18 protein-coding genes are annotated in these 25,453 nt (G+C 69.1%); 10 read left to right on the top strand and 8 right to left on the bottom strand.

The features are described from left to right. From QRN34_RS17720 to QRN34_RS17700, 5 genes are read left to right on the top strand one after another with little or no spacing between them, the layout of a single operon-like run. Positions 1 to 1,209, top strand: coding sequence for an amidohydrolase family protein (locus tag QRN34_RS17720; RefSeq protein WP_285406548.1), 1,209 nt, complete (start codon positions 1 to 3; stop codon positions 1,207 to 1,209). Continuing rightward, on the top strand, positions 1,203 to 1,901 hold the full coding sequence (locus QRN34_RS17715) for a class I SAM-dependent methyltransferase (RefSeq protein ID WP_285406547.1): 699 nt from the start codon (positions 1,203 to 1,205) through the stop codon (positions 1,899 to 1,901). Before QRN34_RS17720 ends, QRN34_RS17715 begins: the two co-directional genes overlap by 7 nt. After that, the gene (locus tag QRN34_RS17710) at positions 1,898 to 3,427 is read left to right on the top strand and encodes a radical SAM protein (protein WP_285406544.1); all 1,530 of its coding nucleotides are present in this window, start codon (positions 1,898 to 1,900) and stop codon (positions 3,425 to 3,427) included. Before QRN34_RS17715 ends, QRN34_RS17710 begins: the two co-directional genes overlap by 4 nt. Positions 3,428 to 3,458: 31 nt before the next feature. After that, complete coding sequence (locus QRN34_RS17705) at positions 3,459 to 4,553, top strand: glycosyltransferase family 4 protein (protein WP_285406577.1); 1,095 nt, start codon at positions 3,459 to 3,461, stop codon at positions 4,551 to 4,553. Continuing rightward, on the top strand, positions 4,550 to 5,665 hold the full coding sequence (locus QRN34_RS17700) for a glycosyltransferase family 4 protein (protein ID WP_285406541.1): 1,116 nt from the start codon (positions 4,550 to 4,552) through the stop codon (positions 5,663 to 5,665). The genes QRN34_RS17705 and QRN34_RS17700 overlap by 4 nt, the downstream gene beginning before the upstream one ends. Here QRN34_RS17700 and QRN34_RS17695 read toward each other — a convergent pair. Continuing rightward, positions 5,649 to 6,857: a nucleotidyltransferase family protein gene (locus tag QRN34_RS17695; protein WP_285406575.1), complete on the bottom strand. Its 1,209-nt coding sequence runs from the start codon at positions 6,855 to 6,857 to the stop codon at positions 5,649 to 5,651. The two genes, QRN34_RS17700 and QRN34_RS17695, sit on opposite strands and share 17 nt — an antisense overlap. An 8-nt stretch (positions 6,858 to 6,865) precedes the next feature. Further along, positions 6,866 to 8,332, bottom strand: coding sequence for a radical SAM protein (locus QRN34_RS17690; protein WP_285406539.1), 1,467 nt, complete (start codon positions 8,330 to 8,332; stop codon positions 6,866 to 6,868). A 172-nt stretch (positions 8,333 to 8,504) separates the two neighbouring features. On the opposite strand from QRN34_RS17690, the gene QRN34_RS17685 reads away from it, so the two are divergent. Genes QRN34_RS17685 through QRN34_RS17675 form a run of 3 tightly spaced genes read left to right on the top strand, consistent with a single transcriptional unit; the run spans position 8,505 to position 12,372 of the window. Continuing rightward, positions 8,505 to 9,533, top strand: coding sequence for a serine kinase (locus QRN34_RS17685; RefSeq protein ID WP_285406538.1), 1,029 nt, complete (start codon positions 8,505 to 8,507; stop codon positions 9,531 to 9,533). After that, positions 9,527 to 11,224, top strand: a complete 1,698-nt coding sequence (locus QRN34_RS17680) for an ABC transporter ATP-binding protein (protein WP_285406535.1) — start codon at positions 9,527 to 9,529, stop codon at positions 11,222 to 11,224. The genes QRN34_RS17685 and QRN34_RS17680 overlap by 7 nt, the downstream gene beginning before the upstream one ends. Further along, entirely contained in the window at positions 11,221 to 12,372 is a 1,152-nt protein-coding gene (locus QRN34_RS17675) for a pectate lyase (RefSeq protein WP_285406534.1), read from the top strand. Before QRN34_RS17680 ends, QRN34_RS17675 begins: the two co-directional genes overlap by 4 nt. On the opposite strand, the gene QRN34_RS17670 is transcribed toward QRN34_RS17675, so the two are convergent. Genes QRN34_RS17670 through QRN34_RS17655 form a run of 4 tightly spaced genes read right to left on the bottom strand, consistent with a single transcriptional unit; the run spans position 12,347 to position 18,377 of the window. Further along, positions 12,347 to 12,709 carry a hypothetical protein gene (locus tag QRN34_RS17670; protein ID WP_285406532.1) on the bottom strand — a complete coding sequence of 121 codons (363 nt, stop codon included), beginning with the start codon at positions 12,707 to 12,709 and terminating at the stop codon, positions 12,347 to 12,349. The two genes, QRN34_RS17675 and QRN34_RS17670, sit on opposite strands and share 26 nt — an antisense overlap. Positions 12,710 to 12,740: 31 nt before the next feature. Beyond that, positions 12,741 to 15,788, bottom strand: coding sequence for an efflux RND transporter permease subunit (locus QRN34_RS17665; RefSeq protein WP_285406531.1), 3,048 nt, complete (start codon positions 15,786 to 15,788; stop codon positions 12,741 to 12,743). 1 nt (position 15,789) lies between these two features. Then, positions 15,790 to 16,878 carry an efflux RND transporter periplasmic adaptor subunit gene (locus QRN34_RS17660; RefSeq protein ID WP_285406529.1) on the bottom strand — a complete coding sequence of 363 codons (1,089 nt, stop codon included), beginning with the start codon at positions 16,876 to 16,878 and terminating at the stop codon, positions 15,790 to 15,792. After that, entirely contained in the window at positions 16,875 to 18,377 is a 1,503-nt protein-coding gene (locus QRN34_RS17655) for an efflux transporter outer membrane subunit (RefSeq protein ID WP_285406528.1), read from the bottom strand. The genes QRN34_RS17660 and QRN34_RS17655 overlap by 4 nt, the downstream gene beginning before the upstream one ends. A gap of 95 nt (positions 18,378 to 18,472) precedes the next feature. On the opposite strand from QRN34_RS17655, the gene QRN34_RS17650 reads away from it, so the two are divergent. Both QRN34_RS17650 and QRN34_RS17645 read left to right on the top strand, forming a co-directional pair. After that, positions 18,473 to 19,159: a response regulator gene (locus QRN34_RS17650; RefSeq protein ID WP_036140696.1), complete on the top strand. Its 687-nt coding sequence runs from the start codon at positions 18,473 to 18,475 to the stop codon at positions 19,157 to 19,159. Continuing rightward, positions 19,156 to 20,358 (top strand): ATP-binding protein, encoded by a 1,203-nt coding sequence (locus QRN34_RS17645; RefSeq protein ID WP_285406526.1) that lies wholly within the window; start codon positions 19,156 to 19,158, stop codon positions 20,356 to 20,358. The genes QRN34_RS17650 and QRN34_RS17645 overlap by 4 nt, the downstream gene beginning before the upstream one ends. Here the strand turns inward: QRN34_RS17645 and QRN34_RS17640 are convergent. Next, entirely contained in the window at positions 20,346 to 21,164 is an 819-nt protein-coding gene (locus QRN34_RS17640) for a MipA/OmpV family protein (RefSeq protein WP_285406525.1), read from the bottom strand. The two genes, QRN34_RS17645 and QRN34_RS17640, sit on opposite strands and share 13 nt — an antisense overlap. Positions 21,165 to 21,271: 107 nt before the next feature. Then, positions 21,272 to 25,441: a GH92 family glycosyl hydrolase gene (locus QRN34_RS17635; protein WP_285406523.1), complete on the bottom strand. Its 4,170-nt coding sequence runs from the start codon at positions 25,439 to 25,441 to the stop codon at positions 21,272 to 21,274. Positions 25,442 to 25,453: the final 12 nt, after the last annotated feature.

The following is a 25,453-nucleotide window of genomic DNA, read 5'->3' as shown; positions in this document are numbered from 1 at the left end:
ATGACGGTGACGCGACGGTGCTCGGACGTCGACCTGCGCGGCGCGGTGACGGTGTCGCCGGAGGGTGTGTCGCGCCTGCCGATGGGCATGCGTGCGGGGCGCGTCGTCATCGCCGCGGGTACCACGTCGTATCGGGTGGACCTGCGCGATCATCTCGTCTTCCCCGGCCTGATCAACGCGCACGATCACCTGCACATCAACGGCGTGCCCCCGCTGCAGCATGCCGCGCCGTTTCCGAACAGCTACGCGTGGATCGAGGCGTTCCAGGCACATTTTGCCGATCCCGCGGTGGCCGCCGCGCTGGCCGTGCCCAAGGCGGCGCGCCTGCGCCACGGGGCACTGAAGAACCTGCTGGCCGGCACCACGTTCGTCGCCCACCACGATCCCGCGCATGCCGTGTTCGATGCGGAGGATTTTCCCGTCGGCGTGCTGCGCGGGTTCGGCTGGAGCTATGCGCTGGGCGGTCCCGACTACGGTCCGCCGGTGAACGAGAGTTTCGCGGCGTGTGCCACGGATCGTCCCTGGATGATCCACCTGGCCGAAGGCACGGACGAGGTGGCCGGCTCCGAACTGACTCGGCTGGATGCGCTGGGTTGCCTGGCATCCCACACGGTGCTGATCCACGGTGTCGGCCTCGGTGCGGACGACGTGGATCGCGTGATCGACGCCGGCGCCGCCGTGGTCTGGTGCCCGTCGAGTAACCGGGCGTTGCTGGGCCGGACGCTCGACCCGCACCGTCTGCACGAGGCCGGCCGCCTGGCGCTGGGTACCGATTCGCGCGTCAGCGGCAGCCGCGACCTGCTGGAGGAACTGCGGGTGGCCGGGTCACGCGACGGCCTGGCCGCCTCTTCGCTACTGGCCCTGGTGACCACCGATGCCGCCCGTATTCTGCGCACACCGGGGCGTGGCGAGCTGGTCCATGGCGCGCACGCGGACATGGTGATCGTGGAGGACCGTGGCGGCCCGGCGGCACGCAGCCTGCTGAACGCCTCGCGGGCCGAGCTGCGCGCGGTAGTGCGCGGCGGCCTGCCGCGCATCGCCGATCCGGATTTCGCCGACTGGTTCGACGCCGCGGGTGTCGAGACGGTGGCGGTCACCCTGGACGGCCGGCCGAAACTGCTCGATCGCACGCTGGCCGATCCCGCCGTGCTGGCCCTGGAGCCGGGCCTGGCGCGGGTCGAAGCGCGCTCGCGGCAACGCGCATGCTGAGCGTCCCCGTGCTCGACCCCTCGGAAGCCTACGCCCTCTGGGCCGACAGCTATCCGCCCCATGCCCATAACCCCGTGATGCTGGCGGAGGAGCGCGCGATGCTCGCGCTGCTGCCCGGGCGCCTGGACGGCATACGGGTGCTGGATGCCGGCTGCGGCAGCGGCCGCTACGTGCTGCACGCGCTGGCCCGCGGCGCCGCCCACGTCCGTGGCATCGACCTGTCGCCGCCCATGCTGGAGCGTGCACGCGGTGCGCTGGCCGGGCATGCGGATGCCGGGCGGGTGGCGTTGCACGAAGGCAGCCTCACCGCGCTGCCGGCCCCCGCGGAGACGGCCGACCTGACGGTATGCGGGCTGGTGGTCGGTCATCTGCCCGACCTGCACCCGGCGTTGGCCGAACTGCATCGCGTGACGCGTCCGGGAGGCCGCGTGGTGTGCAGCGATTTCCATCCGATCGGCGCGGCGCTTGGTTGGCAGCGTGATTTCCGCGCAGGCGGCGAACGTTACGCCGTCCGCCACACGCGTCACCTCTACGGCCATTGGCACGCGGCGTGCACCGCGCTGGGCCTGGCGATCGAGCGGGTCGTCGAGCCGATGCTCGATCCCGCCGATATCCCTGCCGGCGCGCGATTCGATCCGGCGGCGCTGCACGTGCCCGTCGCCCTGGTGTTCCAGCTGAGGCGCCTTCCATGAATGCTTTCGAGAGCACGTCCGCCGGTGCGCGGACGTTGCTGGTCAACCCGACCATCACCTCGCCGTCGAGCGCGCGGTTTCCGTTGTCGCTGCTGCACCTGGCCGCGGCGCTGGACCGCCACGGCGACAGCCGCATCGTCGATGGCAACGTGGACCGCGACGTGGTTGGCGCCACGCTGGATGTGTTGGCGCACGAACGCTTCGATGCCGTGGGCATCAGCGTCATGGGCGGTCCGCAGATCGAGCCGTCCATCGCCGTGTCGAAGGCGATCCGCGAGCGCTTCCCGCAGTTGCCGATCGTGTGGGGCGGCTACTTCCCCACGTTGTATACCGATACCGCGCTGTCGGCCCCGTATGTCGATTACGCGATCCGGGGGCAGGGCGAGGAAAGCCTGCCCGAACTGATGGCCGCACTGACCACAGCGGGGCGCGACATGGCGACCATCGGCGGCCTGTCGTGGAAGCGGGACGGCATGGTGGTGCACAACCCCAACCGGCGTTTTTCGCTCGGCGACAGCGGCATCGTGCTGCCTTACGACAAGCTGGGCGATCCACGTCGCTACCTCGCGCGCACGTTCCTGGGCCGGCGTACCGTCGCTCACCAGGCGGCGATCGGCTGCCGCTTCCGCTGTACGTTCTGCGGCGTGGCCGCGATGTTCGGCGGCACCACGGCGCTGCCGACCGCGGCACGACTGGAACGCGACCTGGGTTACCTCAAGCACGAACTGGGGGCCGACTCCGTCCAGTTCTTCGATCACAACTTCTTCGATCGCGAGGAAGACATGATCCCGCTGCTGGAAGTGATGGCGAAGCTGGAGATGCCCTGGTGGTGCTACGCCCGCTCGGATGCCTTGCTGAAGCTGTCCGAGAGCACCTGGAAACTGGTGCGGAAGAGCCGCCTGCAGATGGCGTATATCGGCGCGGAGTCGCCCAACGGGCAGATGCTGAAGGAAATCCGCAAGGGCACACGCCCGGACCAGACGCTGGAAGTGGCGGAACTGTGCCGCCGGCACGGGGTGATCCCGGAACTGTCCTTCATGGTGGCGCCGCCGGAGAATACGGAGGAAGAGACCCATCTCACGTTCGAGTTCATCCGTGAGCTGAAGAAGATCAATCCCGCGTCCGAGATCATCGTCTACATCTACACGCCGCTGCCGGAGTCGAGCAAGCACGAGAAGGATCGCGGCAAGCACCCCGGCATGGCGCTGCGCGACCTCAATGGCGATCCCGTGGTCTTCCCGACGTCACCCGAGGAGTGGATGCAGAAGCGCTGGGTGGATTACGCCTGCCATGCCGACGCGCCCTGGCTCACCGACGACCTGCGCCGGCATATCCAGGACTTCGTCACGGTGCTGCGTTGCCGCTTTCCCACCGTGCAGGACCTGCGTTCGCCACCGTGGGCCAAGCGAGGACTGAGCGCGCTGGCCGCACGTCGCTACCGGCAGGGGCGCTACGACCGGCCTTGGGAACTCAACCTTGCCAACCGCCTGGTGCGCCTGCGCCTGCCACAGGTTTCCGGCCTGTAGGGTGCACGTCGCGCAGGTCAACGTGCAGGCCATGCCGGCGGCGTGCAGCCCCGAGGAGCTGTTCGTCCGCTGGCCGTCGACGGCGGATATTCCCGAGGCGACGGCCACCGCCGGCACGCGGGTCTCGGTCGTCCAGGCCGCGGCATGCGACCTGCATCTCACCCGGCAGGGCATCGATTACCACTTCGTCGACCTGCGCGGCACGACGTCGGCGGCGACGCGCGCGGTGCGCTTCGTCGACGTGCTGTACCGGCTGTCGCCCGATGTGCTCCACCTGCATGGCCTGGGCTTCGCGCACGATGCCTTCGAGTTGCACCGACGGTTGCCCGACCTGCCCATCCTTATCCAGGACCATGCCGACCCGCCGCCGACCCGCTGGCTGCGCCTGCCGTACCGTCGCTGGTACGCCGCGGCGTCGGGGGTCGCCTTCACCTCGGCGGCCATGGCCATGCCCTTCACCTCGGCCGGTCTGTTCGCGCCCGGCATGCGCGTGTTCGCCATCCCGGAGTCCAGCAGCCGGTTCGTTCCGGGCGACAGGGCGACGGCACGCGCGAAGAGCGGCCTGCATGGCAGCCCGTGCGTCCTCTCGATCGGCCATCTCGCCGAAGGCAAGGACCCGCTCACCGTGCTGGAAGGCTTCGCGCGGGCCGCGCTGCACCTGCCGGACGCGCACTTGTGGATCGCGTTCGGCACCGCGCCGATGCTGGCGCAGGTGCAACGGCGCGTGGCCGAGGATGGGCGTCTCGCCCGACGCGTGCACCTGCTCGGCAACCTGGCCCACGCCGATGTGCAGACCGCGCTCCAGGCCGCCGATCTGTTCGTCTCGGGCAGCCGCGCCGAAAGCTGCGGTTTTGCCCTGCTGGAGGCGCTCGCGTGCGGCGTCACCCCGGTGGTGACGGATATTCCCGCGTTTCGCGCACTCACGCTCGGGCGCATCGGCGAACTCTGGCCGGTCGGCGATGCCGGAAGCCTGGCTGCGGCACTGGTGCGTGCGTCGGCCGGGCGACCCTCCGCGGCCAGCGTACGCGCGCATTTCGACAAGGCGTTGTCGTTCGCGGCCGTGGGTAGGCACTGGGCCGAGGCGTATGCCGCGCTCGTGGGCCATCGACACGAGGGCAGGGCATGAAGCTGGCCATCGTGCTTCCCGGGGGTGTCGACCGCTCCGGCGAGTACCGGGTGATTCCCGTGTTCCTGGCGCTGATCGAACGGCTGGCCCGTCGGCACGAGGTGCACGTGTTCGTGCTTTACCAGGAGCCGCTGCCGGCCACGTGGCGGCTGGTCGGCGCAAAGATCCACAACATCGGCCGGCGGCGATCGCGCCTGCGCGCCGTCGCGGCGATCCGCGCCGAACACCGCATCGCACCGTTCGACCTGGTCCAGTCGATCTTTTCCGGCGATTGCGGACTGATCGCCGTGGTCGCGGCGAGGCTGATCGCTCGCCCGAGCGCGGTCCACGTGGCCGGCGGGGAACTGGTGGCGCTGCATGCCATCGGCTACGGCGGCCGCCGTGACTGGAAGGGTCGCCTGCGCGAAGCCTTCGTGCTGCGCTTCGCCGATGCGGTGACCGCGGCCAGTGCGCCGATCATCGACGCGTTGCGCGGCCTGCGGGTAGCAGCACGTCGCCTGCCGCTGGGCGTGGACCTCGACGCATGGCCGGTGCGGGCACCGCGTCGCCGCGCGCAGGGCACGGCACGGCTGATCCACGTGGCCAGCCTCAACCGCGTCAAGGACCAGACCACGCTGCTGCATGCCATGGCGCGGGTGACCTCACCGTTCGTGCTGGATATCGTCGGTGTCGATACGCTGGACGGCGAGATCCACGCGCTGGCGCAACGGCTGGGACTGGACGACCGCGTGCATTTCCTCGGTTTTCGCACACAGCGGCAGTTGCAGCCGCTGCTGGTGGCCGCCGACCTCTTGCTGGTGTCGTCGTTGCACGAGGCCGGCCCGCTGGTCGTGCTGGAAGCCGCCGTGGCCGGCGTGCCCACCGTGGGCACCGCCGTCGGTCATCTCGTGGAGTGGGCCCCGGCGGCGGCGCTGGCGGTGCCGGTGAACGACGCCGGTGCGTTGGCCGGCTGCATCCAGCGGGTGCTCGACGACGAAGACCTGCGGCTGCGGCTTGCCAGGGAAGCGCAGCAGCGCGCCGTGGCCGAGGATGCCGACATGACGGCACGCGCGTTCGAGACGCTCTATCGTGAGGTGCGCGCCCGCCGCGGCGCGGTCAGCCCGGACGACTGACGCCGTAGCCGAGTGCGGCGCGCACGACGTAGAGCGTGTCCATGCGCGGCACCGGCCGGGTTAGCCGGGTGAGTATCCGCCGACCGTGGCTGCGCTTCACCCAGGCCTGGCCTTGCAGCCACAGCTGCGTACGCGCCAGGTCGGCGCGCTCCTGCACGTTTTCCTCGGTAAGGCGGAAGCGGTTGCGCACGGCGCGCCCGATGTCCCGCATCGTGCGTGCCCATTCGATCCCGGGCAGCGCCTGTGCCCAGAGCGCGGAGCACGACAGTTGCGTGAGCGTGCGGCGGCGCGAGGTGCGCCGTAGCCAGCCGTGGCACTCGCCATCCAGCCGTGCGACCACCGCAGGCGGGATCGACCCGGGGTAGTACCGCGAGACCAGCGCCAGCGGCGGGAACGCCCACCATGCGGAGCCGTCGGTCCACAGCACGTCCCAGTCCGCCGTATCCATGCGTGCGGCAAGCAGGGCGATGTCGTGCAGGTGCAGCAGCCGGATACTGCGGCCGCAGATGTTGCCGGCGGCATGCAGCAGCAGGTGGCACATCAGGGCGCCGTGTGACGGGTAGGGCTGGATGCCCGGCTCGTGCAGCGGCACGCGGGCGGTGATGTCCACCGTGGCGATGGGCAAGCGTTCCTGGATACGGGTGTGCAGCTCGATGTTGACCGGCGTATCGCGATGTTCGCCCAGGCCGACCGTCGGCGCGCCCACGGCCGGCTTGAACGCACGATGCCGCCAGTGCGCGAAGGATTCCACATAGCCCAGGTCCTTCAACAGCCCGGACGCGGCGTCGAGGTCGGCCTCGGCGACCAGCAGGTCGATGTCCGCCATCGGTCGCTCGCCAGGTGTATAGACGCCCAGGGCATGCAGGGCCGAGCCCTTCAGGGCCACCAGCGAGACCGATGCCGCGCGCGCACCGGCATCGATACGTTCCAGCAGCGTCGCGATACGCCGGTGGCGTGCCTCCACATGGGCGCGCTGTTCGGCAAGGAACGGGTTCCAGCACGGGTGCTGCCAGCCCGTGTGCGCGGCCAGCAGGGGCGACACGCCATGCGCGGCGGCCGCGGCCAGGGCGAGCCGCCATTGCAGGTCGGTCCAGTCGGGCGTGGCGCTTTCCGGTGCCGGCATGGCCAGCTGGACGGCCAACGCTTCGGTCGCGTGCCGCAGTCCCCGGCGGATGGACGACAGGGGCGGCAGGCCCGCGCTCAAAGCTGGGTCAAGGCGATACGTCGCCTCGCCTCGCGCGGCACCGGCGTGGGATTCTCGTTGCGGTGCAGGTGTTCGCGGGCCACCAGCACATCCCAGCGGGCGTCCAGCGCGTCGCGCTGTGTCGCGGGTGCATGGCGCAGCGTGACCTCCTCGTGCAGCAGGTCGCGCACGCTGCGGTAGAAAGCGGAATCGTAGGCGCCGCGGAACATCATCGCCAGGTCGCCGCTTTCCTCCCAGTGTGTCTGGTGGCCCAGCTGGGCTTTCACTTCTTCGTAGAACGGCGTGCCGGGCAGCGGGTAGGACACGCTCACCCCCACATCGTCGGGTGCGGCGCGGACCACCAGGTCGCGCGTGGCGAGCAGGTCGTCCAGCGCCTCGCCTAGGTAACCGAGCTGGATGAAGAAACCGACGCGGATGCCCTGCGCGCCCAGTCGTTCGCGCGCGGCGATCAGATCGGGCACGCGCGTGCCCTTGGTCATGCGGTCCAGCACGCGCTGGCTGCCGCTCTCCGCGCCGATCCACGCCTCGGCGCAGCCGGCCCGCGCCAGCGCGGTGACCATGCGCTCGCTGGCCAGGTCCGCGCGCGTCTGGATCATGAAGGGGATGGAGCCGTCGTTCGCCTCGAGGTGCTCGGCGAACGCTGTGACCCAGTCCACGTGGAAACCGAAGATGTCGTCGGCCATCCAGATGTGGTCAGGCGCGTAGGTCGCCTTGAGGTAAGCCATCTCCGCGGCGACGTCCCCGGCGGGACGCTGCTTGTAGTGGTTGCCCCAGATCGGTTTCGCGCACCAGTTGCAGCGGAACGGGCAACCGCGCGATGCGGCCATGTTGAGACTGAAGTAACCGTGCCGCTCCCGCCAGAACGTGCGGTAGCGCGGCATGTCGATCAGGTCCCAGGCCGGCTGCCCGACCAGGCGTCCATCCGGTGGGAGGATGCCGGTGCGGTGAACCTGCGTCTGTCCCGTCACCCGCGTGGCAATGCCGGGCACGCCGTCGGTCCAGGCATGGGCGTCGATGTCCGGCCGTTCCGCGAGCCGGTCCGTCAGCGCGAGCAGGGCGGCGATGCCCTCGCCGATCAGCACGACGTCCGCCCCGGCGTCGAGGAAGGCATCGGGGTGATCCGAGGCATCCGATCCCGCGACGATCACCCGGGCACCGGCCGCGCGGGCTTCGCCGATCATCCGGCAGGCCGCGTCGCGCATGCGGCTCAGGCACATCTTGGTCAGGAAGTTGAAGTTGTCTTCGTAGAAGACGACCAGATCCGGCGCGGCCTCCTTCAACGTGGGGGCATAGTCCGTGACGCCATCGGCCAGCATCGCGTCGAACAGCGACAGGGCATGGCCGCCGTCACGCAGCAGCGCCGCGATCTGGATCGTGGCCAGCGGGGGATAGGGTTTGCCGCGTTCCCACTGCTTCCGGTCGTCGCGAAGGAAGTAGGAGTGGCCGACCTGGATCGTAAGCATCGCGATTGAGCCTGTGCGCGGTTTGCCTCGTGAGTGCCGCTGCGAGCGGTATGGGTTGTGCTTTTTTGCGGCGGCAACCTTTGCCGGCCGGCGGCGCACTCACGATCACTATTCCGACCGTGGCGTCGCCGGTGTCACGGCGCGGCCCCGGCCAACGAGCGGCGAGATGGCCTTGACCAACCAGCAAGATCCCGACGTGACCGATCCCTTCTCGGAGCGCGCGGTGCTGCCGTTCACGGTATGCAAGGAACTGCTCGGCGGACGCTTTCAGTTCGACAGTGGCAGCGAGGCGTTGCTGGACCTGGTGGAGGCTGCGTATGGCGGACTTCCCGCGCAACGATGGCACGACGTACCTTCGGTGTTTCGTGTCGAATTGCGGCTGGTCATGCGCAAACCGCGCCATGGCGCCGGGCCACCGCCCGCGGTGCGTACGCAGGCGGGCGCGGGCCTGCTCTGCGGGGTCATGGATGAATCCAACTACGTCGTGGTCTCGCCGGATCGACAGCATGCGCTGGTCGTGGTGTCGCAGGACATGCTGGCGCATCCCTATCATGTTCGCTACGAACTGATCGAATTCGCCGTCTACCTGCTGGCGGCGCGCGGCATGGACCTGGTGCCGTTGCATGGTGCCTGCGTGGGCAAGCACGGGCGCGGTGTACTGCTGCTGGGTGGCAGCGGTGCCGGCAAGTCGACACTGGCGCTGCAGTGCCTGTCGCAGGGCATGGACTTCGTCTCGGAGGATGCCGTGCTGGTGCAGCCGGCGGGCATGCTGGCGACCGGCGTGGCCAACTTCCTGCACGTGCGGGCGGATGCGTTGCGCTTCGTCGACGATGAGGCGACCCGCCGCTGGATCGCCGCAGCCCCCGTCATCCGCCGGCGCAGCGGCGTGGAGAAATTCGAAGCCGACCTGCGTGGGCGCGCGCGACCGCTGGGCACGCCGCTGGCCCTGGTCGGCGCCGTGTTCGTTTCCGACCGGATGGCGGCCGATCCCGATCGGTTGCTGGCGCCGCTGTCCCCAGAAGACGTGGCCGCGCGCATCGAGGTCGACCAGCCCTATGCCGCCGGACAACACGGATGGCGCCGTTTCCTGCATGGCCTGTGCGCGCTGGGCGGTCACGAACTGCGTCGGGGACGGCATCCGCGCGCATCGGCCCACGCCTTGCGCGATCTCCTCCGCCGGCACGACATGGCGACATGCTGATGCCTGCCGGTGTCCGCTCGCGCGGCCCGTTGCGTTCGCTGGTGACCTCGCTCTCACCGGGTGACCGGATCGCCCTGGCCACCTATGTCGCCTTGTCGTTGGCCTCGGCGCTGGTGGGCAGCCTTGCCGCCCTGCTGCTGGTGCCGCTGATCCAGCCCGGCCAGGCGGCGCCCCTGGGCGCGATAGGCATTGCATGGCGGCCGCCGCCCGACCTGCAGGTGCTCGCCTTTCTTGCGGTTACCACGTCGTTCGCCTGGCTGCGCTGGCAGTCGGCACGTGTCGGTGCGCGACTGGTGGGGCGTTACGGCCTGGACCTGCGGCGACGTGTCCATGCCAGCCTCGTCGGTGCACCGCTGGCGTCGCTGGCCGATGCCACGTCGGCGGAGATCGCCAACGTGCTCACGTACAACATCGAGATCGTGGTGCAGGGTTTCACGGCGCTGCAGCAGTTGCTGGTGGCGGGCGTCACCGCGGCGGTCAGCCTGGCGTTCGCATTCTGGCTGTCGCCCGGCCTGATGCTGGCGACGCCGTTGCTGATGGCGGTGGCCATCGCCGCGTCACGGCTGTTCGGGCGCGAGCAGTCGCGGGTCAGCCGGCAGTACGTGACGGACATGACGACACTGTTCTGGCACAGCGAGGATTTTCCGCGGCGCCTTCGCCACGTACGCTCGTTCGGGCGCGAAGCCGCGGAAAAAGCGAGTTACGGCGCGATTTCCGCTCGCCTGGCCCATGGCTACGCGCGTCAGGTCGAGCTGGTCGCTTCCGGGCGGATGTTGCTGGAACTGCTGGGCGCGGCCGGTATCACCGCCGTACTGGTGCTGGCACGGCACTGGCACGGGATCGATCCCGCGTCCCTGATCGCCGTCTGCCTGCTGCTGGGCCGCCTGTTCCCGTACATGGTGTCCAGCCGGCAAAGCTTCCAGCAGCTGCGGTCCGCCGTGCCGGCTTTCGAACTGTGGGAACGCTATGCGCGACTCGGCGCCAACGCCGGGTCGGTGGCGGTCGCCACCTGCCCACCGGGCACGTTGCGGATCGTCCGCCTGCGGGTCGTGCCGCCCACCGAAGGCGTGGAAGTACGGGACCTGGACCTGGTGCCGGGCCGGATGATCCTGGTCTTCGGCGATTCGGGTATCGGCAAGAGCAGCCTCGTCGACGTGCTGGCCGGCATGGCCGAGCCCGAGGCATTCGAAGCCACGCTCGATGGTCGCCCGCTGGCGTTCGGGCGTTATCGCGACCTCGTGCGGCACGGTGCCTATGTCGGGCAGAACGTGCGGCCATGGCAGACATCGGTGCGCGAGTGCCTGCTTTGGGCCGCACCCGAGGCGGACGAGGCGGCCTTGCGCGACGCCCTGGCGGATGTGGGCCTGGACGTCAGGCTGGCGCGTGCGAGCGAGGGCCTGGATACCGCGTTGCACGGATCGTCCAGCCGCCTGTCCGGTGGAGAACTGCAACGCCTCATGCTGGCCCAGGTGATCCTGCGGCAGCCGGCGCTGGCCGTACTGGACGAGGCGACCAGCGCACTGGATGCCGCTTCCGAGCGGATCGTGCTGGAGCGCCTGAAACGCCGTCTTCCGCGTACCATCCTGATCGTCGTCTCGCATCGCGCGGACGTCGCGACGATCGCGGACCGCACGCTGCATCTCGGCTCGGTGACGGGCCGGTCCACCATCCCCGGGAAGGCGCCCGCATGACCATCAAACGAACGCTTTCGCTGGGTGCCCTCGCCGTGGCCCTGGGTTTGTCTTTGCCCGTGGCCGCCGTGCATGCCGGTCACAGCGGACACGCCGCCACGGGTGGCTTTTCCACGGCGACCGGCTCCATTGAGCCTGCGACGACGGTGGCGACGCTGGCGCAGCTTCGTGCGGCGGTCGCGTCGTCCCGGCACCATATCGTGGTGGACGGGGCGATCTACGGCGGTCCGGTGCCGGTCACGATCCTCTTCGGCAGCACGGCGTGGAATGACACGACGATCGAAGGCGCGCCCGGCGGCAAGGCGGTGCTGGAGAACATCCAACTGAAGTTCGACGGCGAACAACTGCCCGTGGGTCAGGCCATCGAGAACATCGTGGTAAGGAACATCACCTTCCACGGCCGCATCGCGGACTTGCAGGCCTTGCCGCCCCAGGTCTTCGGTACGCCGGACACCATCGGCATCAATTACGAGGGGGTGTCGCTTAGGCGGACGGTGAACGCGTGGATCGACCACTGCACGTTCTACGACACCAGCGACGACCTGCTGAGCGTCACGCTCGGCTCCGACGACGTCACGTTGTCGTATGACCATTTCTACTTCACCGAGGCCTGGCTGACCATGGACCCGGACCCTCTGTGGAACTGGGTCGGCCGCTATAGCGACCTGGCCAACGAACGGCTGGCCATGATCGTCGGCGCCAACCCGTCGGACTCCTACAGCTACGGGTCGCACGCGCTGCACGTCACGCTTCACCACGACTGGTTCGGTCCGCGGGTCAAGGGCCGCCCCTTGTTGCGCGGCTGGATCCACGCCTACGACAACTACTTCGACAATGCGTCGCCGCCATCGGCGGGGCCGGCCGCGCGGGCCGGTGCGGGACAGTACACGGCGTTGCAGGTGGGCAGCGGTGCGGTGGTGTATTCGGAAGCCAACTATTTCATGGGCACCCACCAGAGCAACGAGATCGGCCTGGACAAGCCCGGCGACGCCCATGCGTTCTACGAGCGTGACAACGTCTACCGGACGACGACCGGCCAGTCCGCCGTCGGCACGCCGTTCCTGCGGCCGCCGGTCGCCTATGCCTACACCCTCGATCCCGCTTCGGATGTTCCCGACCGCGTCAAGGCGAGCGCCGGGCCGCACTGAGCCCACCCTGGTCCGTCGTCGTCGTCGTCGGCACGGCACGTACGCGGCCCGTGCGTCCGCTGACGTCGGCAACCAGCGTCTTCAGCCCCTGCAGAGCGGCCGCGATGTTCTGCTCGGGTACCGCGATACGGATGGCTGCCTTGCGCTGGAACGTCTGGATCGTCACCCCGCGCAGCAACGGCGGGCCGTTGCGCGCGAAGCGCCGGAACGCGGCCCGCCAGCGTGGCGAAGGGGTCGGGTCGAGGATGGCGTAGACGGTCTCGTACCCGGGCGGTTGCGCCCCGGGGTCCATGTCCAGGTAAAGAATACGTACCGGCGTGTCGTGGTGTTCGCCCATGGCGACATTCTCCGCGGGATGGATGACAGAATCAGGTGCGAAACAGCGTGTCGTAAAGCAGCGGAATGAGGCCGAGCGTGACCAGCGTTCCCAGCAGCAGGCCGCCGATCAGCGTGATGGCCATGCCCGTCCACAGCGGACCGGCGAACAACATCAGCGGTATGAGCCCGACGATGCAGGTCAGCTTGGTCATCACGATGGGGCGCAGGCGTTTGACCGCGGCTTCGATCACCGCGTCGTGGTGGGGCAGGCCCTCCGCGATTTCCGCGTCGATACGCTCCAGCAGCAGCACGGCGTTGTTGACGATGATGCCGGCCAGGGCAAGCAGTCCGAACGTGGCCATGAAGCCGAACGGATAGCCGCTGACCACCAGCGCGAGCGTCGCGCCGATCAGGATGAAGGGGATGCTGGCGACGATGATGAACACCTTGCGGAACGAGTTGAACTGCCAGACGAACAGCAGCAGCATCCCGCCCAGGGCCAGCGGCATGTACTGGGTCAACACGGCATTGGCTTCCGCGGAGTCCTCGATCTCGCCGCCCAGGTTGATCGTGTAGCCCGGCGGAAGGGCGATGCGCGCGATGGCGGGCGCGAGGCGGTCGGCGATCTCCTGCGCGGTGAGCGACGGGTTGCGTGCGGTCACCGTGATGGCGCGGCTCAGGTTGCGCCGTTGCACGACACCCGGCTCGGAGTCCAGCACGACGGATGCCACGGCGGCCAGTGGTACGGGCCCACCGTTCGCCTGGCCGTCGGACGGATAGACCACCGTATCGCCGGGATCGGCATCCGAGGCGCGTTCGGCCGCGCTGCCGCGCAGGACCACCGGCACGCTGGTACCGCCGTCGTCGATGGCGGTGGCCTGGTAGCCGCTATAGCGCAACTGCAGGGCGTGCAGCACGTCTTCGCGGGTGATGCCGACAGCGTGCATCTTCGCCGGGTCCGGCACGACCCGGTAGCGCGGAATGCGCGGTCCCCAACTGTCGAGCGTGTCGACCGTGCCGGGCAGGGCACGCAGCACGGCCGCCACCTGGTCGCCCAGCCGGCGCAGCGTGGCTTCGTCGGCTCCGGTGACGCGATAGACCGCCACGCCGGCTTCGGTGGCACCCAGCGAGAAACGCTTCGGTTCGGCGTGCAGGTTGGGGAGGCGATCGGCCAGGTAATGCTGCGAACGCGCGATGACGCTGTCGATATCCGTGCCGGGTCGCACGGAGACGGTGAAATAGCCGATGTTCGGACCGGGCAACGGCGGGTTCAGCCCTAGCACGATGCGCGGACCGCCATCGGCGACATACCCGATGCTGTCCTCCACCTCCGGGTTGGCTTTGCGGTCGCCCAGCCAATGGCTGATGCGGGTGACGTCGTCCAGGGTCTGCCGCGCGTCCACGCCGGCCTGGAAGGTCAACGGGATCTGGAACTGCAGGCGATCCGAACGCGGCAGGAAGTCGTAGGGCAGGCGCGATAGCGTCCACCCCGCGCCGCCCAGCAGGGCCAGCATCACGCCCACGTAGAGCAGCTTGTGTGCGAGCACCCAGCCGATCACCCGACGGTAGCCGCGATAGAAGCGCGACTCGTGCGCGGCGTCGTCCGCGGCGTCCGCATGGACGCGGGCGAAATGGAAGCACAGCAACGGCGTGACGGTCAGCCCGAGGAACCACGAGCCCAGCAAGGTCACCGCCAGCACGATGGCCAGCGAGCGCAGGTACTCGTTGGTACTGGTCTGGCCCAGGAAGAACGGCGAGAACGCGAGCACGATGACCAGCGTGGATACCAGCAGCGGCACGGCCAGCGTGCGTCCGGCCTCGATGCAGGCCGAGCGACGTTCCTCGCCCGCCTTGAGTCGCCGCTCGATGTCCTCGGCGATGACGATGCCGTTGTCGACCAGCAGGCCCAGCGCGAGGATGATCGCCGCCATCGACACCATCTGCAGCTCGATGTCGAACGCGCGCATGACCAGCAGCGAACTGAGGATGGTCAGCGGCACGATGGCGCCCACCACCAGGCCCATCCGCCAGCCCAGGAACAGCATGACCACGGCCATGACGATCACCACCGTCTCGCCCATCACGTGGTGCATCTTGCCCATCTCACGCGTGACCACATCGGGCTGGAACGTCACCACGTGCGCGGCGAAACCGGCCGGGAGCGACTGGCCCGCCGTGGCCAGGGTGGCCTTCAACGCACGGCCGAAGCTGGCGATCTCCAGGCCCTCGGCCATGGACACGGAGACCACGACGGCCGGCTGGCCCTGGTAGACGGCCGCGCTTTGCGGCGGATCGGTGGGCATCGCGCGGATGACGGCCACGTCGCCCAGCGTCACGTCGCGCGCGCCGCCCTCGTGGGGCACCGTGAGCGTGACGCGTCGCAGGTCGTCCACCGAGTGCATCGCGCCGTCGACGCTGACCGACAGGCCCAGCCCCGAGACCGAGGGTTGCCCGGCGGAGGCGATGGCGTCGACGGCGGCCAGCTGGCGGCCGACGTCCATCGGTGTCAGGCCCAGGGCAGCCAGCTTGCTCCGGTCGAACTGCACATACAGCTGGGTATCCTGCATGCCGTAGAACGCCACGCGCTCCACGCCCTTGAGCGCATACAGCTGCGCGCGGAATTGCTTCAGCGGCTCGCGCATCTGCGCCAGCGAGAAGCCCGGCGCGGTTACCGCGATGGAGGCGACCGACACGCGGCCGAAATCGTCGTCGAGGAAGGGTCCTATCGTCCCCTGCGGATACGTGGGCGCTACCTCGGCCAGCTTGGACCGCACCTTCTGCCAGAGTGCATCCAGGTCGGTTACCGCGTCGTACGCGGTCAGCTGGATGACCACGGCACCGGGCCGCACGGTGGTGGCGATGGTTTTCAGGCCGCCCAGTTCGCGTAGCCGTTCTTCCGCGGGACGTGCCAGGACATCTTCGGCCTGGCGGGTATCCAGCCCGGGCAGGCTGATGGACACCACGGCGTCGCGCACGGTGACGGACGGTTCTTCCTGCGAGGGAAAGTGCAGGAAGGTCCAGGTGCCGGCGACGAGGATCAGCGCGGCGATGAACAGGGTGAGGCGGCTGGCGCCGAGCGCCGAACGGGTCAGGAACATGTCAGTGGGTCTCCAGCTGGCTGGCGCCTTCGAACGCGTGCACCGACTGCCCGTCGACCAGGAACGCGGTGCCCGCGACGACCACCTGTTCCCCCGCGGCCAGGCCGCCGCCGATCAACACGCGATCGCCCGAGCGACCGCCCACGACCACCTTCCTGCGATGCACGTGCCCGTGGGTGGTGTCGAAGACGAACACGGCGTCATCGCCTGCCCGGGTGCCCGGCACCAGCGCGGTGAGGGGGATCGACAGCCGACCGTCGTCAGCGCCGCTCAAGCGCAGCGGCAGCAACTGCCCGGCGGTGAGGGCCGATGGCGCACCGTCGGTGCGGAAGATCGCCTCCACCGTCGCGCCCTTGTCTTCGTGGTCGGACAGCTGCGCGAGGTGCACCGTGACCGGCGTGGTGTCGGCGGCCACGAGCGTCGCCGCAGCACCCGGTGCCAGCGACGCGCGCAGCGACGCCGGCAGTGCGGCGACCACCTCGAACTGGCCCTGGCCATCGAGGGTCAGCACCACCTGGCCCGAGGCGACATCGTGGCTGGGTTCCTCCGCACGCGACACCACGTGTCCGGCGAACGGGGCGACGATGTCGCCATGAGCGAGATCGCGCGCGGCCAGGGCCACGGCGGCATCGGCGGCAGCGGCCTTGCCGCGCGCGGCCTCGTCGGCGGCCTTGGCCATGGACAGCGTGGTCTTCGAGGCCGCGCCGTCGTCGAACAAAGCCACCTGCTGGCGCAGCTGCTCCGCGCGGTCGGCCGCTTCGGCATGGGCGGACGCGGCTTCCGCGCGGGCCTGGACCCGGCGCAGGCGGATCGGCTCGGGATCGAGCCGGGCCAGCACCTGGCCCTGGGTAAAGGCGTCACCGGGCTTGACCGCGATGCTCGCGATGCGGCCGGCCACGTCGAAGCCGAGCCGGGCACGCTGCGCCTGGCGCACTTCGGCGGTGACCGTATAGGTCGCGCCCGGCGCGGGGGCGACATCGGCCAGCAGCACGGTGCGCGGCACGACGGTTTCGCGATGCGGTTCGCTGCACGCGGCCAGCAGGCAGGGCAGCACCAGGCCGGCGGCCAGGAGGGAAAAACGTGTGTTCACAACGAAGCTCCGTGAAAGGTGGACGCGCCGGGGGCATCGGGCAGCGTCACGCCGTAGAAGGCGCGGAAGACGGCGACGCGGTTGAGCGCCTGGTCGCGTCGGGCGGAAAGGCAATCGATCTGCACCTGCGCCGTGTCGATGGTGTGGACGAGCACCTGGGACGGGTCTTCCAGGCCTTGCTGATGCCGTGCATACGCCTTGGCCAGTCGCGCACTGTCAGCGGCGCAGGCGGTGTCGAGGCTTTGCACGCGCGCCGCCAGCGCATCGCGGGCACCGAGCGCATCGGCCACATCGCGGAACGCCCGCTGCACCGTGGCTTCGTAGTCGGCCACCGCGGTGTCCTTGCGTGCCTTGGCCAGGTCCAGGTCGGCGCGCCTTGCGCCACCGTCGAACAACGGCAGCGTGAGCTGCGGCAGGAACGTCCAGCCGCCCGTGGCCGCACCGAAGAGATTGTCCAGGCTGGACGACACATGGCCCACCGACGACGACAGCTGGATCGACGGGAAGAAGGCCGCACGCGCCGCACCGATGTTCGCGTTGGCCGCGCGCAGGCGCTCCTCGGCGCGCACCACGTCAGGTCGCTGCAGCAGCACGGTGGAGGGTAGCGATGCAAGCGAGTCGGCGGCGGTATCCGTGCGGCCGATACGGTCCAGGTCCACCACCGGCGTGGGCAGCGCGTAGCCGGTCAACGATTGCAGGTAGCGCAGCGCGTCGTCGTGCCGGCGCTGGGCCTCCAGTCGCGCGGCGTGCACGCGCGAAGCCTGGTCGATGCGCTCCTGCAGGTCGTCGGCGGAGATCGTGCCGACGGCGTACTGCTTGCGCGCATGACCGGTCAGCGCTTCACCGGCCTGGTCGGCGTAGACCAGCTTGCCGGCCACCTCGACGGCGGCGCGTTCGTCGACATAGGCCGCGAGTACGGCGGCGATCAGTTCGCCACGTGCCTCCTTCTGCCCGGCTTCGCTGGCCAGGTAGTCGTACGACGCCGCGTCGGACAGGCTGCGCAGGCGGCCGAAGAAGTCGGGCTCGAAGCGGCCGTCCAGCGTGGCCGACTTGAAATCGCGGTTCAGCATCGCCGCGGCGGTGGGATCATCCATCTGCGTCTTGTCGCGCTGCAGGGTGGCGCCCAGTTGCGGGAACAGCGCGGCGCGCTGCCCCGCGACGCCCGCGCGGGCCTCGGCCACCTGCGACGCGGCGGCACGCAGGTCCGGATTGGCGGCGAGTGCCGTGGTGACGATGCGGGTCGCTTCGGCGTCCGGCGCGAAGGCGCCGAGGAAACGGGCTTCCTCCATCGACAGCGCCGCCGTGGACGGTGTGGCACCGGCGGTCGTCGGCGCCTTCGGCACCACGCGCTCGCCGAGCGTCGCCGGCATGGCGACCGACGGTCGCTGGTACGCAGGCGCCAGCGAACACGCGGAAAACGGCAGGCACGCCACGACCAGCAGCAGGAGTGCTACGGAATGGGGCCAGAGGATTCGATCCTGACGGAATGACCAACGCACTGCATGCTCCCGGGCTGATAAGCTGGGCGCATTGTCAGAGACGTATCTCAAGGCTTCATCGGCCTTTCTTCAAGATTTCATCAAGGGAGAACGCCATGGTGCGACGTGTGCTCGTCGTGGAAGACGATGCCGACAGCGCGAGCATCCTGCAGGCCTATCTGCTGAAGGATGGTTTCGACGTCCATATCGCACCCGATGGCCAGCGCGGCATCGAGGCCCACGCGCAGTGGCATCCGGACATCGTGTTGCTGGATGTCATGCTGCCGCTGGTCAGCGGCACCGACGTGCTCTCGGCTATCCGTCGCAGCAGCCAGACGCCGGTGATCATGCTCACGGCCCTCGGCGACGAGCCCGACAAGATCGGCGCGTTGCGCTATGGCGCCGACGACTACATCGTCAAGCCTTATAGCCCGCGGGAAGTCGTGGCGCGCGTGCACGCCGTCCTGCGGCGGTCGGTGCCGGTATCGCCCACAGTGGCCTCCTATGTCGAAGGCCCGGTCACCGTCGATACCGAATCCGTGATGGCCACCGTGGCCCATGCGCAACGGGGGACGGTCGTTCTGGATCTCACGCCCACCGAGTTCGGCATCCTCGCGCTGCTGATCCGCACACCGTTCAAGGCGTTCACGCGCGCGGAGCTTCTGGAGGCCTGCCTGCCGGACAGCGATGCGCTGGAGCGCGTGGTCGACACGCACGTGCACAACCTGCGCCGCAAGCTCGAGGCCCTGGATGTAACCGGGGTGCTGGTCACCGTGCGCTCGGTCGGCTATCGCTACCGATGACGCGCACTGATCCGTCGAAGCCCGCTCGCGGGCGCTCGCTATGGCGCTGGGTGGCGGTGCGCATGAGCCTGCTCGCCCTGGGCGTGGTGCTGACCATCGCGTTGTGCATGTGGCTGCGCTTTGCCATCGAGGCCTACACGATCGAACGGCGCATCCCGCCCGCCATACGCGATCGCATCGCCGTGCTCAGCGACGCGCCGGAAAGGCACGAGCCGGAGCTATGGGGTTACCTGCGCCAGTACTACCGGCCGCAGGATCTGGTGCCCGGCTTGGTCGGTTCCGACTGGCTGCTGTTCTACGCGCTGGTGCTGGCCTCGGTGCCGGTGATCGTGCTGCTGGGCCTGGTCGCGTCGCGGCCGCTGTCCCGCCAGTTTTCCATCGTAGCCGCGACCGCGCGACGGGTCACGCAGGGCGACTTCTCCGCGCGGGCCGAACACGTGCCCAACGCGCCGGACGAGCTCAACCGGCTGGCCGCGGATTTCAACGCCATGTGCGAGAAGCTGTCGCGCTACGAGCGCGAGGTGCTGGACTCCAGCGCCATCCTCGCGCACGAGCTGCGCACGCCGCTCAACGCGGCCATGGGTCGCCTGCAGGGCATCCTCGATGGCGTATTCGAGCCGCAGCCGGAACAGCTGGGCATGATCCTGCGCCAGCTGGTGCAGCTGAACCGCCTGGTCTCCGACCTGCATTTCCTCTCGGTGGCGCGGGCGGGCGAACTGCGCCTGAGCGAAGACCGTTTCGACCTTGCCGAGCTGATCGCCGAACGGGTGGCCTGGTCGTCACCGGCGCTGGACGAGGCCGGTATCGCGTGCAGCGTGGACGGCCCCGCCTCGCTGCGCTGGTACGGCGACCGCGACCGCCTGGGGCAGGTCGTTTCCGTACTGATCGAGAACGTCATCCGCTATGCGGCCGCGGGGCGGTCGCTGCGTATTCGACTTACCGACGAAGGCGGTGCGCCGCGCATCGCGGTCGAGGATCGCGGCCCGGGCGTGCCGCCCGACGAGCTGCCGCGCATCTTCGACCGCTTCTGGCGCGCGGAACACTCTCGCGGCCGGCATTCCGGTGGCAGCGGGCTGGGGTTGTCCATCGCCAGCGTGGTGGTGGAAGCCCACGGCGGCACCATCCACGCCGCCAACCGTGCCGATGGCGGTTTGCGGGTGACGGTCGCGTTGCCGCTGCGCGGCGGTTACAGCGCGTAGTTCATCGCCACGGCCGATGTGAGCGCGGTCCGTCGCGCCACGATCGGGCTGTCGGAGGCCTTGCCGGTGTAGCGCAGCCCGCTCAGCGTGACGCTGGTCGACCAGTGTGGGCTGAACACGTGGGTCCAGGTCAGCGTGCTGGAGTAGGCATACACGCCGCCCGCAGCGCGGTAAGGCGTGAAGCGGGTGCGCGTGGCCTGGAGCGGCGACACCCCGAAGTAGGCCTGGTTGAATGAGGCGTTGCCGGCATGGATGTCCGCGTTCCAGGTCAGCATGTCGCTGTCGCGCTGGATCAGCGCCCATTGCAGCCCCGCGCGGAAACGGGCGCGGTGGGTGCCGTCCCTCAGCGAGTACTCGGCCTCGGCGCTGGTGGAAAGCACCGGGCTGAACTGCTGGGCCACGATGGTGCGGCTGACGACGGAGCCGGGCACGTCGCCCATGCCGCGCAGTTCGTCCGCGCCCGGTCGCAGGCCATCGTCGCGGTCGCGGCGGCCGAAGTCGTAGTGCAGGGCCTCGCTGACCGAGAAGCCGCCCTGCGTCTGGTATTGCGCGCCCACGCCGCGCAGCGTGTCGATGAACCACGGGCCCTTGGCGATCGAGACGACGGGCAGCACCTGGATGCGGTCGCGCTTCGAGCCGGCATAGCGCGGCGCGGATACCGCCGCCACGCCGACCACGGCCTGCAGCGCGTTGGGATCGGGCGAGGACGCCGGCGCGGCGTCCTGCGCGCCGACGAAGGTCGTCACGGTGACCAGGCCGAGCGCGGAGAGGGTGCGCGCGGCACGGAAGGATCTTGGCGATGTCATGGAGGGTTCCTGAGGGGGAGGGCAACCGTGAGGCTAGGCGCCGATCGTCAAGATGACCTTCATGGATCTTCAAGATTTGATGGAGACGGGCGTCGCCGGCCCCATCGTCAGGGCGAGCTGCCCGCGCGTATCGTGGCCTCGTTGATGGCGCGCACACGGGCCTCGTCCACCTTCTCGACCTTGCGGTCGTAGGTAAACAGGCCGTTGTGCTCGCCTTCCACGTCGGTGATCTGGGTATACACCGCCCCCGACACACCGATGCCCGGGCCCTTGTCGCGCAGCACCGCGGTGTTGGCCACGTAGCCGTCGTTCAACGCGGCGGCATCCTTCACCTCGCCGTACGGGTTGATCGGCGTGTTCGGCCATACATGGCCGGGGACGCCGAGGGTCAGGCCACCATGCTCGCCGTCCATCGAGGCGCGGGTGGCATCCGGCGCGGGCAGGCCGGGTCCCTGGTAATCGTGGATGTCGATCATGTCACCCGCCATCGGATCGCCCTTGGTATCGCAGCAGTTCGCGCCGCTGCGTGCGTCGACCAGCCTGGATGGATCGCGCCGCTTGATCTGCGCGGCCAGTTCGGCGGCGGCGGGAACGCTCCACTGGCCCCAGCCCTCGTTGAAGGGGATCCAGCCGATGATCGAGGTGTCGCCCTTGAGCTGGTCCACGATGGCGTCCACATCGCGGCGGAAGCCGGCCTTGTCGGCCTCGCCCAAGGCGTCGTTGTGGCCGTTCGGCAGCGCCGGCATGTCCTGCCACACCATCAGTCCGATGCGGTCGGCCCAGTAGTACCAGCGTGCCGGTTCCACCTTGATGTGCTTGCGGATGGTGTTGAAGCCGAGATCGCGGGTCTTCTGGATGTCGAACCGCAGCGCCTCGTCGGTCGGCGCGGTGTGGATCCCGTCGGGCCAGTAGCCCTGGTCCAGCGTTGCCAGCAGGAAGGTGGGCTTGCCGTTGAGCACCACGCGATTGCGGCCGTGCACCTTCGCGATGCCGATGCTGCGCAGGCCGGCATAGCTGGTTGCCTCGTCGCGCGTGCTGCCCGCGACCAGTGTGGCCTTGAACGTGTAGAGGAACGGGTCCTGAGGGCTCCACGGCCGGGGGTGCGCGATGCCAAGGCGCAGCGGTGTGCCGGCGGGTCCGCTGGCCTCGCCCACCGGCGCGCCGTCCGCATAGGCGGTGACATGCAACGTGGCGCCTGCCGCGTCACCCGCGAGCGTCGCGCTCACGGTGAAGGCGTCCAGGCCGGTGGCCGGCAGGATGTCCAGCTGTGCCAGGTGGACGGCCGGCGCCGGTTCCAGCCACACCGTCTGCCAGATGCCGGAGGCGGCGGTGTAGAAAATACCCTCGGGCTTCAGCCGCTGCTTGCCAACCATGACGTTGGCGCCATCCACGGGGGCATGCACGGTGACAAGGATTTCCTGTGGGCCCCTGGCTTTCAGCGCGGCCGTGATATCGGCGTCGAATGACGTATAGCCGCCCGTATGGCGTGCCACCTGCGTGCCGTTGACGTACACGGTGGCGTCCTGGGCCACCGCACCGAAATGGAGCAGGACCCGCTGGCCGTTCGCCGTGAACGTGGCCGGCACGTCCACGAGGCGACGGTACTGCATGAAGTCCGCATGTTTTTGCACACCGGACAATACGGACTCGGCGGGGTAGGGCACCAGGATGCGGTCCTTCAGTGCCTGGCCGAACACGGGCGGTGTGTCCACATCGCTTGCCGCGTACTCCCAGAGGCCGTTGAGGTTGGACCACTGCGGATGCTCCAGCGATGGGCGTGCCAGTTGCGGGCGCGGGTACTCGGGCAGCGCGTTGTCGGGCGATACCTCCGCAGTCCACGGTGTGGCCAGCGGAGGCACCTTGCCGCTCCATGTGGCGGCCTTGGCACTCATGGACGGTGGCGCATCCCCGGGATCGCTGCCCCAGGCGGTGTTCGGTTTCGGGCCCATCGTCAGCACCAGCGTGGCGCCATTGGCGATGTCCGCATGGCTGAACCAGGGTTTGTTCCAGGGCTTGCCGTTGAGCGTGGCGGACTGGATATACGGGTTGGCGTCCGTGTTGTCGCGCGCGACGATCTCGAACACCTTGCCGTTGCCCAGGCGCAGACGCACGCGGTCGAAGATCGGGCTACCGATGATGTACTCCGGCCGCGACGGGTCCACGGGATAGAAGCCCATCGCGCTGAGCACGTACCACGACGACGTGGAGCCCTGGTCGTCCATGCCGGGATATCCGTAGCCGGTGGCGTCGCTGCCGTACATCTGGCTGAGGATGCGACGTGCCAGTGCCTGGGTCTTCCACGGCTGGCCACTCCAGGCGTAGAGATACGCCGCCTGCTGGTCCGGCTGGTTGCCCTGCACGTACTGGCCGATCAGGCCGGTGCAGTCGCGGCAGATGCCCTTGGCCGTATAAGGCGTGGCGAAGAACGCGTCGAGCTTCGCGTTGAATCCGTCACGGCCGCCCAGCAGCTGCACCAGTCCCTGCACGTCGTGTGGCACCAGCCACAGCGTGGACCAGCCGGAGGCTTCCTTCATCATGAAGTTGTAATAGGGCTCGCCGGGATCGAACGGCGTTATCCAGGCGCCGTCGGCCGTGCGGCCACGGAAGAAGCCGGTCGAGCGATCGAACACGTGGCGGTAGTTGCCCGCGCGACGCTCGAACATCGCCGCATCGTCGGTCTTTCCCAGGCGGCGCGCCAGGTCGGCCAGCGCGTGGTCGTCCCAGGCGTATTCCAGCGTGGTAGCCACGCCCGCCTTGCCGCCGGCGTACGGCGGGCTGGGACTGCCTTCCGGCACGGTGTCGGCGATCCAGCCCTGCGTATCGTATTCGGCAAGGTAACCGCGCGGCCCCTTCGGGTCCGTGGCGTTCTTGCGCAGGTACTCGTACGCGGCGGCGTAGTCGAAATCGATGCCGCGCTGCCAGGCGCCGTCATAGAGGAACACCGCATGATCGCCGTGGAACGAGGTGTTCATGTAGCCGCGCTCGCGTGCGCGATCCAGTTCGGAGCGCATGATGTCCTTCACCACGTCCGGCTGGAGCAGCATCAGCAGGGCGATCTGGTTGCGTCCGGTATCCCAGAACGGCACGGGGCCGTACTGGTCGTACGCCGCGAGCCGGTCGTGCCCGGTGCTATCGGTGTAGTGCTCGCCCTTGCGCGCGATCATCCGCGGGCTGGCGAAGGAATGATAAAGCGTCGAATAGAACAGCATGCGCTGCTTCGGCGTGCCGCCTTCCACCTGCACGCGATCGAACAGGCGTGCCCAGATATCGCGCGCCTTCGCGTGCACGCGGTCGAACTCCGTGTCGCTGTCCTGCGCGTGCAGACGCTGTTCGGCTTCGGCCGCACTGTGGCCATGGGCGATGCGCAGCACTACCTGGTCACCGGCTTTCGTGTCGAAGGTGACATAGGCGCCGGCATAGTCGCCGGAAACCGTGCGGCGACCGGCCTGCACATCCTCGCGTCCCAGCCCCTCGCCCTGGTGGTTCACCTCGGCGTGGAAGCTGCCGAAGACAGTGAACGGGCGGGAAAACTCGGCGACGAAGAACGGACCGTCTGCGTCGTGATCGTGCCGTCCGGCCTTGGCCATGCCGCGGATCGTTCGATCGCCGACCACCTCCACGTCACCGCCGTCCCTGCGCAGGTTGAGCACGACGTTGGCGCGGTGGCTCTCGGGGAAGGTGAAACGCATGAGGCTGGTCCACTGCGTGGCCGTCAGCTCGACCTTCGTGTGGAACGTGGCCAGGTCTACGGCGTAGTAACCGGGTGACGCCTTCTCGGTCGCCTTGTCGTACGCGGCGGTGGTGTAGTCGGGTGGCACCGTCCAGTCGCCGACCACGGGCATCACCATGGGAGCGCCGCGAGCGCCGTACGTGGAGCCGCCGCCGGTGAATCCGATCATGGCGGGACGACGGTAATCGTAGGCCACGGGTACGCCGGTGGCGAAACCCAGGTCGGTGTTGATGTTGACCGGCGCGGCCTCCGTGGCGCTTTCCGGCAGGCTGGCACCAGGCGTGGTCATGCCGGTGTACAGCGGCTCGCCCGGCGGTGGCGCATTGCCGATCAGATCCTGCCGATCGAGCGGCGCGGTGCCGACGAGCGGGTTGGCCAGGTCCACGGGCGAGGGGGCCGATGCCGTGGCGGCCCGTGCGGTCACGTGAGGTTCGGCGGCGGTCCGGTCCGCGGCGACGCCGGCGGGCGCAAGGCCCGCCAGCAGCAGGAGCAGAAGGGTGCGGCCGTACGGAAACGGCCCGCGGGGGCATTCAGGGGAGCGCATCATGGTCGGGTCCAG

Origin of the sequence: Luteibacter sp. ME-Dv--P-043b, assembly GCF_030209605.1 — a bacterium.
Classification (GTDB): Bacteria; Pseudomonadota; Gammaproteobacteria; order Xanthomonadales; family Rhodanobacteraceae; genus Luteibacter.
The sequence above is the reverse complement of the archived record's forward strand: the minus strand, read 5'-3'. Positions and strand labels throughout refer to the sequence as shown.

What these genes read in the sequence shown, in the direction of transcription:
- QRN34_RS17720 (WP_285406548.1), top strand. Translation starts at nt 1, where the DNA reads ATGACGGTGACGCGACGGTGCTCGGACGTCGACCTGCGCGGCGCGGTG.
- QRN34_RS17665 (WP_285406531.1), bottom strand. Translation starts at nt 15,788, where the DNA reads ATGTTCCTGACCCGTTCGGCGCTCGGCGCCAGCCGCCTCACCCTGTTC.
- QRN34_RS17700 (WP_285406541.1), top strand. Translation starts at nt 4,550, where the DNA reads ATGAAGCTGGCCATCGTGCTTCCCGGGGGTGTCGACCGCTCCGGCGAG.
- QRN34_RS17635 (WP_285406523.1), bottom strand. Translation starts at nt 25,441, where the DNA reads ATGATGCGCTCCCCTGAATGCCCCCGCGGGCCGTTTCCGTACGGCCGC.
- QRN34_RS17710 (WP_285406544.1), top strand. Translation starts at nt 1,898, where the DNA reads ATGAATGCTTTCGAGAGCACGTCCGCCGGTGCGCGGACGTTGCTGGTC.
- QRN34_RS17640 (WP_285406525.1), bottom strand. Translation starts at nt 21,164, where the DNA reads ATGACATCGCCAAGATCCTTCCGTGCCGCGCGCACCCTCTCCGCGCTC.
- QRN34_RS17645 (WP_285406526.1), top strand. Translation starts at nt 19,156, where the DNA reads ATGACGCGCACTGATCCGTCGAAGCCCGCTCGCGGGCGCTCGCTATGG.
- QRN34_RS17675 (WP_285406534.1), top strand. Translation starts at nt 11,221, where the DNA reads ATGACCATCAAACGAACGCTTTCGCTGGGTGCCCTCGCCGTGGCCCTG.
- QRN34_RS17690 (WP_285406539.1), bottom strand. Translation starts at nt 8,332, where the DNA reads ATGCTTACGATCCAGGTCGGCCACTCCTACTTCCTTCGCGACGACCGG.
- QRN34_RS17650 (WP_036140696.1), top strand. Translation starts at nt 18,473, where the DNA reads ATGGTGCGACGTGTGCTCGTCGTGGAAGACGATGCCGACAGCGCGAGC.
- QRN34_RS17705 (WP_285406577.1), top strand. Translation starts at nt 3,459, where the DNA reads ATGCCGGCGGCGTGCAGCCCCGAGGAGCTGTTCGTCCGCTGGCCGTCG.
- QRN34_RS17715 (WP_285406547.1), top strand. Translation starts at nt 1,203, where the DNA reads ATGCTGAGCGTCCCCGTGCTCGACCCCTCGGAAGCCTACGCCCTCTGG.
- QRN34_RS17670 (WP_285406532.1), bottom strand. Translation starts at nt 12,709, where the DNA reads ATGGGCGAACACCACGACACGCCGGTACGTATTCTTTACCTGGACATG.
- QRN34_RS17680 (WP_285406535.1), top strand. Translation starts at nt 9,527, where the DNA reads ATGCTGATGCCTGCCGGTGTCCGCTCGCGCGGCCCGTTGCGTTCGCTG.